We start from the raw sequence: 13,261 nt of genomic DNA, 5'->3' as shown, positions 1-13,261 counted from the left end.
TTAGAACATTTTAAAATAAATAAGCAGAGAAAAAATAATCAAATCGCACTAATCTTTATAATAAAAAAACAACAAATATTAAAAAAAGCTTAACTTTAATAAAAAAAATTTATAGAAAACATAAAATCATAATTTAAAAAAATACACCAAATTAAAATCATAAATAACAATAACTTAAAAATTAATCACCTTTATGAATTTGTCAAAAAATTATACCCTCTCTACATTAAATCTATAATAAGTCCATTTCTAATTCATATTTTATAAAAACCCAAAAACCTCTTTATCAAATAACCAAGCTAAACATAGACTTAATCAACTATTAATAATAAATAAATATTAATAAGAATCCGATAAATGGTAATTTTATAAAACAATATTTGTTTTCATGATCAAAAATAAAACTTCATTTTTAAAAAAAATACAGAAATTCTTTCTTTTGTAGTTCCCCTAAGGCACAAAAAAAGGCCCCTTTCGGGACCTTTAAAAACACATTTTTCGACTAAAAAGCTTAGCTTTGCACTAGATCTTTCTTTCGATAAAAAATGAAGTAGCTTGCATAACATAAAATGATAAAAATAATGCAGCAGATAAAACCAACCTGCATAGATGGGTCAAACACCATACTGATACAGGTAACGATACAGAACAGCCCACCTACAATTGGAGTAAGAGGGAAAAGAGGTGCCGCGAAGCGTAAATCTTTTGCTGTTTTACCTGACTTATACCACTGTCTACGGAAGTTAAATTGTGAAACGCAAATCGCAATCCAAACCACAACCATCGTAAAAGCAGCTACTCCCAACAAATTCTTAAAAATTGTTTCTGGCGCGAATTGTTCTGAAAGCAACCCAGGAATTGCACCAAACATAGTTACGGTAATGGCAACAATCGGTGTTCCAGAAGGAGTTAATTTAGAAAATATTTTTGGTAACTGATTTTTCGCCGAAAGCGACCACATCATACGCGAAGCAGCAAACAACCCAGAATTTGCAGCAGAAAGTAAAGCCGTAATAATTACAAAGCGGATAATATCTTCTGCGTATGGAATACCAATATAGTTAAATACCGTCACAAAAGGACTATTACTTACTTCATTTGCACTAAGGCCTGCAAGCTGGAACGGCAGTAATGAACTAATCACCACAATTGTACCAACAAAGAAAATCAGTAAACGCCAAATAGCCGCATTGATTGCTTTAGGAACTGTCTGTGCTGGATTCTCAGCTTCCCCCGCCGCTACCCCAATTAATTCTGTGCCCGAAAAAGCAAAGTTAACAATCAGCATAGTAGCAAAAATTGGGAAGAGACCGTTTGGGAACCAACCGTGAGCAGTTAGATTACTAAATAATGGCGCTGTTTCATGTCCGTGGTAAGGAATAAAACCAAAAATTGCCAGTAGACCTAAACCAATAAAACAAATAATAGTGACAACTTTGACGAGGGCCAACCAGAATTCAGATTCGGCAAATAATCGAGTTGAACTAATATTAAGGAAAAAAACTAAGGCACCAAAAAAAAGAGTCCAAGCCCATACTGAGGTAGATGGAAACCACTCCTGCACCAATAAAGCTGCCGCAGTAAATTCAGTCCCCAAAGTTGCAGTCCAAGTTAACCAATAGAGCCAAGTAATCATATAGCCCGTACCCGGACCAATATAACGGCGGGCGTATTCACCAAAAGAACCTGATTCCGGTACATGAACCGCAAGCTCACCAAGACATAACATCACGGTATAGGCAATTAAACCGCCCAAAAAATAAGAAATAATTGCGCCAATTGGGCCTGCTTGGGAAATTACATCACCAGACCCTAAAAAAAGACCTGTACCTATGGCACCGCCAAGGGAGATCATCACCAAATGTCGAGTACTCATTGCTCGTTTCAAAGGTGCAGAACTTCCATGTTGCGATGCATCATTATTCCGATAATTTAATGATTGCATATAAAAAACTGTAACGACAATTTAGTAAAAAATCATTTTAGGAGAAAAAAATAAATATGCAATTATCTTTGAATAGTGAACTTATTTTAACCAAGCCCTTCAGGTAAAAATAAAATATATAGTAAAAACATTTAGTTATATTTTTTTATAGCTATAACTGTATTTTAATTAATCTTATATTATTTCTATAATTTATGTATTAGAAAAACCCATTTATTTTTAAATATAATATTTATATACATTACTGGTTATGCCTACTTTAAATACAGCAGATCACCATATAATAAACCTACTATTTATTTAAATAATGAATTTTAAAATAATATACAAATAAGTTTATAAAAAAATATTTTTTAGGCAAAAAATAAAGCCCAAACCTAAAGGTCTGAGCTTTATTTAAACACTATAAAGTTTTAATAGCTGATGGTGGTCAACTGTTCTGTAGGTTGAATTGAACCTTCCGTAAATTCACACAGCCCTTGTTCATCACAAGATAAATTTAGTTGCTTATAGCTAATCGCAAAAGAATCCGAATATTTTTTGATTACAAAAGGACTCATATCCGATGTTAAAGGCTCTTCACTCTTGAACAATTTAATAATCTTACGATCATTCATCGCTAACAAATAAACTTCATTATTTAATTCAATATGCACTACACCGGTTTGCTCAGCCACAATTGGAACCAAATAAGATTTATTCACCAGTAGAGTATCTACTGTATAACTTTCAAACTTTGAATTGATAAGGTTAAATACCAAAATTAAACCAAAGCTAGTCTGCAAGCCTTCTGTGTAATTTGCATCTTCTTGAATTCGCAGCACTTTAATACCAAGCTTTTGAAAGTCTAACTCAGTTGCTTGATTTGTTTTTATCAGACTACGTGTAATAGCCTGTTTAAGTGGGTTATCAAAATAACGTTCATCTAACTGAAAATCATTTTGACGCAATATTTTTAACAACATTTCATCATGTTGGGTAAGAACATGCGCAAGTACATTACGGAAGTAAAACTTACTTTGTTTTTTGACCTTACGAACTTGCTGATAAAAATAGATTTCATCGAAATCATGTTCAATAAAATCATGTAATAAACTTGAACTAGCCAATACAGACAATGCTTCATGACCAGTAAATGGCAAATGAATCGTATGTAAGCTTGGTAACAGCTCTTTTATTTTTAAGTAATGTTCACGGTCAATCGAGAAATATGGGTCATAAACAATGACGTATTCACGCGCTGCATCGACATCTTGCGGCTGAATCTGCATGTCTTTATTTGCTATAGCATCAAAAAACTCAGCATAGCGTCGGTCTTCAACATGCTCTGGGTCAATTGAATATTGAGGCACAAATGCAATCACACGGTTCATATTCAATAAATTAGAATATTTGATTGCCGCATAGCCGCCCATTGAACCGCCATAACCCACAATATTTTTAAAGCCTTTTAGAATAGGCGAAATTGCTTTTGCCAGCTCAATCATGCTTGCTTGAGGAAACCATGATTTTTGTTTTGGCATTACCCCAATAATATTATATTGGTATTTAATTAGAGACTTTTCAGCATTGATAGATAAGCCACTCGCTCGGGTAATCAAATCGCCAAAAGAGAGAACCAATGTATTAGAATCGCCTGGTAAAAAAATGGCTCTAATGTGTTCGTCTTCAAAAATAATTTGCTTATCCATGCTCACACCGAAAGAAAATTTACTCCCACATACAACGTCAAAAATGAAACAAAATAGGTGTTTTGCCAATTTATGATTGCGGAGTATCTTATTTTATAGATGCCAGTCAGATTAAAAAGCGCAAAATATGACACAATCCTTACATCCTGCCGCTCAAAAAGGCTTCAGTTCAGCTGCTGAACTATATCAGCAAGTTAGACCCAATTATCCCGCAGAAATAGTAAGTTGGCTGCAAAATTGCCTACAAATACAGGAAAAATCTGCTGTTATTGATCTTGGATCGGGTACTGGCAAATTCTTACCCTACTTAAAACAAACACATGCTGATGTTATTGCAGTTGAGCCAATTGGCGAGATGTTACAGCAGCTTCAACAAGTTTATCCTGATATCAAAACATTACAGGCTTTTAGCAATTCAATTCCTGTAGCAGACCATAAAATTGATGCCATTATTTGTGCGCAATCTTTTCACTGGTTTGACAACTTCGACACCCTAACAGAAATGCATAGAGTATTAAAACCAGAAGGACATTTAGGGCTAGTTTGGAATCAACGCGACGAACGTACAGATTGGGTCAAGGCTTTAGCTGACTTCCTACTTCCTCTTGAAGGTGACACACCTCGTTACCATAGTGAAAAGTGGAAACGCGTATTTGAACAACAAGATTTATTTTTATTTGATAGCCTACAAACATTCACACAGTCACAACACGGTTCTGTCGAACAAGTCGTGAGTAAACGTTTACTCTCTACGAGTTTTATTGCTGCAATGACTGAAAAAGATCAATTACAACTCAAAGCACAGTTTGAAAAAATTGTTTATGATTTTACGGGATTAGGTCCTCAAGATCAGATTGATTTTCCATATATTACGTATGCATATCACTTTCAGAAAAGTACGTTACCCATTAAATAATTAGTGAATAGGTTTGGTTGAAAGTTATGAAGAAAACACCTCAAATCATATTAATGTCTTTGCTTTGCTCTAGCCTATTTCTGACTGCTTGTAAAAAAGCGGATGAGCCTGCCAAGACGGAGCAACCTTCTGCCACCTCATCTACCGATCAGGTTTTAGAAAAACTGAATGAAAGACCTGTTAAGACGTTCCCTGCCACTGCTGATGATGCACACGATATTGCACTGTTAGAGGATTATGACCGTCGCTTTACAGAAATGAGTGACGAGATGGAAAGTGAATTAGCAAAAATGCATGAAGCTGGAACCCTCACTACAGAGTTTGAGCAACAGCGTACTCTCGATAATGTGCGCTCTTCTCTGACCATGTTAAAAGATTTAGATTTAAAAACTGAGCAAGGCCGTTACATTCAGGGTCTACTTTATCAATATTGGGAAAACCAAGAAAAACACTTGAGTGACAAGCAAGCCAATAAAGATGAACAGATCAATGATCTTGCCGACTATTTACAAGCGCAAAATCAATTAAAATATTGGAAAGCATCGCAACAGAAATAAGCAATGTAGTGGTTATAAAAAAGCCTTCAAACTTATGAAGGCTTTTTTCAAATTATATATTTTGCTTTTCAACCCAATGAATTGCCTGAACGCGGAATAATTCACATGCACCATCACCAGTATCAGTTGGGGTAAGAGACGATTTCCAGACTAAATTTTTGTCCTTAATCTCGACAAGGTCACCTTTTAGATAAACTAAATCACCACGTTTAACCTGTTTAATCTGCTGAGCAATCTCAGGGTTTGCAGGAATGATGTGCATGTTAGACACCATTTGCATTGCTTGCTCTGCTGGAACAGGTAATTTAGGAATTTTCCAGTTTAAATAACGGTCATATTGTTTCACTGAAATATGACGTGCGATTTCAGGCTGTGCAAACAATCCCCAACTTACGGCATAGTCAATAGGAGAAAATTTAGCTTGTTCATCATTTTGATAAACTTTTGAACCCAAGATTCTAAAATTGCCTTGAAAAGGTTGTAATACAGCAATAGATTGATCTTTTTCTATCGGGCTCAAACCATTGGCAATATTATATTCACTTGAGGTCGATGCAAATGTTGAACTCATGCCAAGCGCGGCAAGTAAGCCCATCATCAAACGTTGTTTTTTCATCGTGTTACACCTCAAATATTGCTAGATCAAAGTGAATAGATCTTCAATTTATAATAGCTTTAAGCGATGAAAAAAATATCGAAATTTAGTAACAATACAGATCAATTTCGTCTATTTTTGTGCTGAATTAAACAGCTTGTTAATCTTCGAAATCTATTCTCAACGTTTCAAAACGAACCTTGCCTTGTTGAACAGCTTGAGCAATTGCCTGTTGACCCTTCGTAAGTCTAGCTCCACCACTTTTTACATCGAGCAAAATAATATTGATGTCTTCTGCCGTACCATCACCATCGCGAAAATCGGTGTATCCATCAAAGATAATATAGTCCACCGGATCGCCCATGAATTTTGCATCGCTTGGTAAATACTGAAATTCAGGTAAAACCGGAGCAAATTGTTCTGCCATTTTTCCCTTCAACACCGCACGACTTGTATTTACACTTCTCTTTTGTGCTTGAGTGAGCGCTTGTTGATGCTCTAGTTCAAGTTCAGCAATATATTGCTCATATTCAGCCTTAATTCGTCCATTACGTGTATTTGATAAAATAAGTGTAGTGATAATGATGCCAATTCCAGCACCAATAAGCATGGCAAGCCATACAGACATAAATTTTCCTTAAAAAGCACGAATTAAGATTACAGATCTAATCATATCTAAAATAACGAAACAGCTTAAACTTTTGTCAAATGTGGTCATCTCCTTCACATAAAAAGATGCTAAGGTATAAAACATAAACAAATGTGCTGCTGAAAATAATTGGATTTATGAAAACGATACTTATTGCAAATCAAAAGGGCGGATGCGGAAAAACCATGACGGCCATCACGTTGGCAACAGCATTGGCACAAAAAGGATATAAAGTAGCATTAGCAGATTCGGACAATCAAAAATCGGCTTTACAATGGTTAAAACAGCGCCCTGATACCGTTGCAACGATTCAAAGCCTAGACTGGCGTCATGAGAAATCAATTGGTGATGCACCCAAAAATCTGGACTATTTAATTATTGATGCGCCTGGTGCACTTTCAGGTGAGCATGCTGAACAACTTATTAGTGAAGCTCATGCCATTATTGCTCCGCTTCAGCCTTCATTTTTTGACATAGACAGTACTCGTCGCTTTTTGAAGCATTTACAAGATATTAAACGTATTCGCAAAGGCAAAGTACAGATTTTGCTTCTTGCTAACCGTGTAAAACCAAACAGTGCAAGCTCAAAAGATATCCAGCAGTTCTTTGAAAAAATTGAACAGGAACCTGTTGCATGGATTGCTGAACGCACTGCCTATGGCAGCTTAGCAATGCAAGGTTTAAGCATTTTTGATAAACCGCAAAAGAACTTTATTAGTATTCAAAATCAATGGCAACCTGTGCTAAACAAGTTAATTGAAGATAAAGCTGAGTGGTTTTAAAGGAATTTTAGCCTTTGAAACTGGATGTATAAGGTTCTTTACATTACGGCCTTAAAATTTGCCTCAGGTTATTTTTCAGTTAATATGACTTTATTCTATGTAGAAAATTAGAGAAATATTGTTCGTGCATCCATACGCTCCTAATTTACAGCGCGTTTTATTGTTTGGGCTGTTTTTTATTTTGATTTTTTTAGGATTTAATATCCTGAAATATTTTATTGTTCCTGTACTTTGGGCTGCCATCATTGCATATATGACTTGGCCTATTTATTTAAGAATTCAGCGTTTTTTTGGAGAATCACGTAATACTTTAAACGCAACCCTGATGATTAGTCTGGTCATTTTGGTAGTTGGTATCCCCTTTACATGCGCGGTTTTTATTTTGCAGCATGAGGGACGTAACTTATATTTTGATTTACAACGTCAGGTTTTTTCGGGTCATTTAAGCGTTCCAGATTTTATTCGTGACCTTCCTTTTGTAGGAAAAGAGATTTCTCGTACACTCAATGAGTTAAATAACGATCCTAATAGTACGATTCAAAATATCGCAGCTTGGGTACAAAGCCATTTAAGTTATGGCCGTGTGCTGCTTGGTGAAATTAGTAAAAATATTGTCAAACTTGGCTTTGCAGTATTTAGCCTATTTTTCTTCTATCGTGATGGACAAATGATTTTATCTCAAGTGAGTAAAGCTTTAGAAATGGTCATTGGCCCTCGTATTCATCATTATCTCGATACAATTTCTGAAACAACTCGTGCAGTAGTCTATGGTGTGGGTTTAACTGCAATTGCTCAAGCCGTTTTAGCTGGATTAAGTTACTTCGTAGCAGGTGTACCAAACCCTATGGTACTCACTATTGTTACTTTCTTATTGGCTTTAATTCCATTTGGTACTCCAATTTCTTATTTAGGCGTTGGCTTATGGTTGTTCTCTCAGGGACAAACTATGGAGGCAATTGGTGTTGTGGTCTGGGGTGTGCTGATTGTCAGTAGCTCAGATAATGTGATTAGACCACTCGTCATTTCTGGTGCAACCAAAATTCCGTTCTTATTAATTATGTTTGGTGTATTAGGCGGTATTGCGAGTTTTGGCTTAGTCGGTTTATTTATTGGACCTGTAATTTTGGCTATTTTACTGGCAATTTGGCGTGAATGGTTACATGAAACGATTGAACCTGAACCTATGCCAAAAACGACCATGATTTATGATTCTGAGAGTGAATCCTCCAATGACAAAGAGTGACATAGTTATTTAATTTAAAAATGTTTCTAGATACAAATTAACTATTTAAATTAACTTGTAGGTCAGACCTCTGTTTGTTTGAATCAAACGATCATATATATTTATAAGGACATCCAATCATGCAGATGTTTAATAAAATTGGCGCAGTCTGTGCGCTTACAGCCCTTTTTACCGTTGGCTGTAGTTCGGTAACTAAAACTGTATCTGACACAGCTCAAGCATTAACCTCAATGCATACTAAAAAAGTGGTCGATGTAAATGAAGTGACAGCTAACGGTATTGGTAAAAAAATAGGTACGATTAGCTTTCAAGATAGCGATAAAGGTTTAATTATTACCCCTGCTCTTGCTGACTTACCAAGCGGTACTCGTGGTTTCCATATTCATGAAAACGCTTCTTGTGCACCTGCTGTAAAAGATGGAAAACCTGGCGCTGCTTTAGCTGCGGGTAGCCACTATAACCCGAACCAAGCCCCTCATCATGGTACTCCAACGACTGGCCATTTAGGCGATCTACCTGTTTTAGTTGTCGATAATACAGGTGTTGCAACAACTGCCGTAATCGCACCTCGATTAAAACTTGCTGATATTCAGGGTCGAGCGATTATGATTCATGCGGGTGGCGACAATTATTCAGACTCACCTCAACCTCTTGGCGGTGGTGGAGCACGAATTGCATGTGGTGTGATTAAATAATTTATGTATTTTACAAATTGTGGGTATCTAAAAAGATATCCACAATTCTGTTAATTTATTGATCGTTACAACTTGGTTTAAGTCTAATAAAATCTTAAAAAACGACTGACTTTTGTAGATAAAAAGAATAATATTTTTGAAGTAATAAAAATTTAAAGTTACATACTGCTTTCTCACGTATTCTCTAATTTAGAACAAAAGCCGTGAATTATCTGACCCAAATATTTAATAGCTTTAAGACAAACTCTATTTTAATTTATTGCCTGCAAATTCTGATTGTACTCACTGGCACAACTTTAGGTTTGCTGTGGCTGGGCTATAATCAACTTATTGTTCCCGTGACCTTAGGCGCAATTGCAGCAGCATTAACAGACTTTGATGATCGTTTAAGTATTCGATTACGCAATTTGGTCTATGTCTGCCTGCTCTTTTTTACAGTCAGTAGCATTCTCGGCTTTTTAGCTCCTTACAAAATTTTCTTTATTTTATATCTCTCTATCTCAAGCGCTTTTTTCATATTACTAGGCGCCTTAGGGCAACGTTATGCCACGATTTCTTTTGGCACGATTCTGCTCTCTATTTATAGTATGTTCGGTTTAGGCGAATATGCACATTGGTATCAACAACCTACCTATTTTGTTTATGGCGCTCTCTGGTACGGTTTAACTTCTATTTTATTTTTTATTATTAAACCGACACTTCCCTTACAAGATAAGCTCTCACAAATTTTTAAAGAAATTTCTGTTCTACTACAAGCAAAAGCTCGTTTGTTTGATCCGGACAATAAAGAGAATGTTGAACAGCTTTTATATGAATTATCTCTACAAAATACGCAAGTTGCCCAAAGCCTCAATCAAATACGCAGTTCACTACTTACTCGACTCAAAGCTTCCAGAGTCAGTAATAAAAGTATCTATTGGCTAAACCTATATTTTTTCGCACGAGATATTCACGAGCAAGCCACTTCAAATTATTTACATTACGAACATATTCAACAGAATTTTAGCCGTAGTGATCTTATTTTCCGTTTCCAAAAAAACCTGCGTCTACAAGCACAAGCATGCCAAGACTTAGCTCAATGTATTTTATATAACCAGCCATATCAGCCTTCGCAAGAAAGTCAGAAAGTATTGGGACATTTGGAAAGTTCTTTAAAAGATTGGATACAACAACATCCACAAAATTTTGAAGTTAAAAATTTAAAACTTATTTTTGATAATTTAAAAGGAATGCATGAACAGTTTGAACAACTGCAATATGCCCAACCTGTTCCTGAAAATAACACTCAAACAAGACAAGAACACTTAAATTTACTTGATGATGATATTCAAGGATTTTCAGATCTTATCTTAAAACTTCGGCAACAACTTACGCCACAGTCAGCGCTGTTTAGGCATGCCATACGAATTGCTGTGGTTTTCGCCGCAGGTTATGCAATTTCACTGTTACCCTTTGCGCAGCATGGTTACTGGATTTTACTCACCAGTTTGTTTGTCTGTCAGATTACTTATTTTGCGACTAAAAGCCGTCTTAAATTAAGAACGATTGGTACCTTACTCGGTGTTTTATTAGGAATACCTATTTTATATTTTGTACCGAGTATTGAAGGCCAGCTCATCATTACAATTATTTGTGGAGTCTGCTTTTTTTACTTACGTCAAAAGAAATATGCTTTGGCTACGCTCATGGCTACCCTTATGGTGCTATTAATTTTCAACTTAAAAGGCGCTGGCTACAGTATTATTTTGCCTCGACTGATAGATACCTTATTAGGCTGCTTTATTGCATGGCTCGCCGTAAACTTTATTTGGCCCGACTGGAACTTTCGAAACATCCCCAATAATATTAATAAAAGCAGCAAAGCGACCTTAGATTATTTCAATGTGATTGTTGAGCAATATCAATATGGCAAAAATCAGGATATAGAGTACCGTCGAATTCGTCGTGCTGCGCATAACGCTCAGATTGAGCTATCCAACATGATTTCGAGCCTAAGCGCTGAACCCAACCCGAACCCTCAACTCATCCATTATGCTTTTCGTTATCTGGTTTATAGCCACAGCCAACTGAGTTACGTGGCAGCGTTAGGAAGCCAACGACAGAAAATTGATGATCAACAAGTATTACAACTCTTACTGGATTGTCAGCAAATTCTTAAACAGAGCTTATTTGATCCGGCTTATATTGATTTCAATTTCCTTGAGCAGACTTTAGCGCAAATTCAAAGCCTAACTACTCATGAGCACTTTTCAGAGAACTACACACTCGTATTAAAACAAATTAGTTTATTATTAGAAACCTTGCCTGAATTATTAATTCTCAAGGGTAAACTTTTAGAACAAGAGATTAAATAGACATAGATTTTTATTGAGGATAAAAATGCATTTCCCAAAAACTCCTTCGATTCTTTCTTTGATTTTAATAATGCTTAGTAGTAATTCTTATGCGTTTGAAAGGAATGATTTAAAAAAGATTATCGAGTGTCAATCTGATTACGCAACCTATTCAGATTTTGGTTCCGAATATGACGAGAACTTAACAGCGCTTGGCTTTAAAAGAGTTGAAGATTCAGACCAACCTTTCATTTATTTGTATAAAACCAATCAACCTATTGAGCTATTTGGCTTAAAGACAAACGAAGTTGCTTTGGCTGGTCAAGGTATAACTGCTGTTTTTCGTAATGTAAATGTTCAGCAACTTTCAAAGAAATTTGATATCCCACAACATCCTGATTTTACAATGCTGCCTCTGTTTAGAGGGGTACGTACAATTAAAACAGAACCAGCCACTTCAGATTCGGTTACTTTTTACCATAATTTGAACTTATCAGAAATGAAAGGGAAAAAACCAATGGTACTGTTAGGTTGTACCTATGAAGCAGACCGTGAAGAAATGGAAAAAATGTTACAAGAATAAAAAAAAATACCGGAATATCACTTCCGGTATTTTTTATTTAATTGTTGCCTTGTTGCAGTCTTTCTTGCATTTCCTGCTTCAAAGCACTTCGCGGTTGGCTAAACCAAAGAGCAATAAAGGTAAATGCAGACAATGCAAAAGCCCATAAATGAAATTGTGTATAGAGATAACGTACAAGCTCAATCATTGCAAAGAAGCTCATCATCAGTAACATTGAAACTGCTGCTGCAACTGTTCCTTTTGATACCTCAGATGACATGAGTGCAAAACGATACAAGACCGAGAAACTAATCCCCTCACCAAAACAAATTAATGTCATGCCTGTAAGCAAACAAGGTATGAGATAAGTTTGCCACACCACACCTAATATTAAAATAAGTGTACCAGTGAGCATAATCGGTAAACCCATCATGACGGTTTTACCTAAGGACAAACGGTCAATAATTTTGATTAAGACAATATTGCCTACAATCAAACCCAAAAACACAGGGAATTGAGCTAAGCCATATTGCACACTAGTGAGCTTTAACTCATCTACTAAAATGATTGGAGACAAAGCAATCCATAGCATTAAAGGCATACCCACTAAAGGTAATGCAACGCTTAAACCTAAAAACCGGCGGTTGGTAAACACCTTTTTAAAATCATCAAAAAGATAACTAAAAGGTTGCTTGGTTACACTGACTTGCTGGCTCGGCATCTGTTTTTTCAACCCGATCCAACTGAGTAATGCCAATACAGCGATGGCGACAAAGCCCCAGTGCCATGACACATAATCAATTAGGAAAGCGCCAAGTACAGGTCCTAGCAAGGGCGCAAGTAATGAGATATTGGCCATGAGTGCCATGACTTTAATCGCATCACGTTCAGCAAAGCTTTCTTGAATAGCCGCATATCCAACTGCTGAAATTACGGTTAAGCCAATTCCCTGCAAAAATCTTAATGCTAGAAATTGCTCGATTTGCGTCGTAAGTAAAATTAAAAAACAGCATAGAGCAAAGAATAAAACTCCAGCTAATAGTACTTTTTTACGTCCGAGACGGTCCGACAGAGGACCAAGTAACCATGCAACAGATGCACCACCTAATAAATAAAATGACATCGAAGACGGTGCCCAAGTTGCACTTACACCAAAGTCTTCAGTAATTGCCAACATGGCTGGCTGAATCAAGTCATTACCAATATAAACCGCAAATTCAAATAGCACTAAGGCCAAAGGAAACATCAACGTTGTACGGTTCAACGTTGTCGTTTGAATATTTTTCATGAGTT

The 13,261-nt window shown here is 36.2% G+C and carries 12 protein-coding genes; 7 read left to right on the top strand and 5 right to left on the bottom strand.

The features are described 5' to 3' along the window. Positions 1-511 precede the first annotated feature (511 nt). Together AAC388_RS01790 and AAC388_RS01785 are read right to left on the bottom strand one after the other, a co-directional pair. Positions 512-1,945 carry an amino acid permease gene (locus AAC388_RS01790; RefSeq protein WP_032052635.1) on the bottom strand — a complete coding sequence of 478 codons (1,434 nt, stop codon included), beginning with the start codon at positions 1,943-1,945 and terminating at the stop codon, positions 512-514. A gap of 413 nt (positions 1,946-2,358) precedes the next feature. Further along, positions 2,359-3,636 carry a hypothetical protein gene (locus tag AAC388_RS01785; protein WP_282463649.1) on the bottom strand — a complete coding sequence of 426 codons (1,278 nt, stop codon included), beginning with the start codon at positions 3,634-3,636 and terminating at the stop codon, positions 2,359-2,361. 127 nt (positions 3,637-3,763) lie between these two features. Here AAC388_RS01785 and AAC388_RS01780 point away from each other — a divergent pair, with 127 nt between their 5' ends. Next, complete coding sequence (locus AAC388_RS01780; RefSeq protein ID WP_206258536.1) at positions 3,764-4,552, top strand: class I SAM-dependent methyltransferase; 789 nt, start codon at positions 3,764-3,766, stop codon at positions 4,550-4,552. 26 nt (positions 4,553-4,578) lie between these two features. Beyond that, complete coding sequence (locus tag AAC388_RS01775; RefSeq protein ID WP_005078420.1) at positions 4,579-5,109, top strand: hypothetical protein; 531 nt, start codon at positions 4,579-4,581, stop codon at positions 5,107-5,109. 52 nt (positions 5,110-5,161) lie between these two features. Here the strand turns inward: AAC388_RS01775 and AAC388_RS01770 are convergent, their stop codons facing one another. Continuing rightward, positions 5,162-5,725, bottom strand: coding sequence for a hypothetical protein (locus tag AAC388_RS01770; RefSeq protein ID WP_342371125.1), 564 nt, complete (start codon positions 5,723-5,725; stop codon positions 5,162-5,164). Between the two features lie 139 nt (positions 5,726-5,864). Then, positions 5,865-6,332 carry a Holliday junction resolvase-like protein gene (locus AAC388_RS01765; protein ID WP_002116954.1) on the bottom strand — a complete coding sequence of 156 codons (468 nt, stop codon included), beginning with the start codon at positions 6,330-6,332 and terminating at the stop codon, positions 5,865-5,867. Between the two features lie 158 nt (positions 6,333-6,490). Here AAC388_RS01765 and AAC388_RS01760 point away from each other — a divergent pair, with 158 nt between their 5' ends. From AAC388_RS01760 to AAC388_RS01740, 5 genes are all read left to right on the top strand, one after another. Then, positions 6,491-7,135, top strand: coding sequence for a ParA family protein (locus AAC388_RS01760; RefSeq protein WP_342371124.1), 645 nt, complete (start codon positions 6,491-6,493; stop codon positions 7,133-7,135). A gap of 124 nt (positions 7,136-7,259) precedes the next feature. Continuing rightward, a complete protein-coding gene (locus tag AAC388_RS01755) occupies positions 7,260-8,378 on the top strand; it encodes an AI-2E family transporter (protein WP_005067168.1) in 1,119 nt (372 codons plus the stop codon). A 125-nt stretch (positions 8,379-8,503) separates the two neighbouring features. Then, positions 8,504-9,073: a superoxide dismutase family protein gene (sodC, locus tag AAC388_RS01750; protein ID WP_075383285.1), complete on the top strand. Its 570-nt coding sequence runs from the start codon at positions 8,504-8,506 to the stop codon at positions 9,071-9,073. 203 nt (positions 9,074-9,276) lie between these two features. Continuing rightward, on the top strand, positions 9,277-11,427 hold the full coding sequence (gene yccS, locus AAC388_RS01745; protein ID WP_202724352.1) for a YccS family putative transporter: 2,151 nt from the start codon (positions 9,277-9,279) through the stop codon (positions 11,425-11,427). A gap of 25 nt (positions 11,428-11,452) precedes the next feature. Next, positions 11,453-11,989 (top strand): hypothetical protein, encoded by a 537-nt coding sequence (locus AAC388_RS01740; protein ID WP_130173020.1) that lies wholly within the window; start codon positions 11,453-11,455, stop codon positions 11,987-11,989. 37 nt (positions 11,990-12,026) lie between these two features. On the opposite strand, the gene AAC388_RS01735 is transcribed toward AAC388_RS01740, so the two are convergent. Further along, positions 12,027-13,256, bottom strand: a complete 1,230-nt coding sequence (locus AAC388_RS01735) for an MFS transporter (protein ID WP_086355295.1) — start codon at positions 13,254-13,256, stop codon at positions 12,027-12,029. Between the last annotated feature and the right edge of the window lie 5 nt (positions 13,257-13,261).

This window comes from Acinetobacter sp. D009 (assembly GCF_038562025.1).
In the GTDB taxonomy this organism is placed as follows: domain Bacteria; phylum Pseudomonadota; class Gammaproteobacteria; order Pseudomonadales; family Moraxellaceae; genus Acinetobacter; species Acinetobacter pittii.
This window is presented reverse-complemented; position numbering and strand designations above follow the sequence as displayed.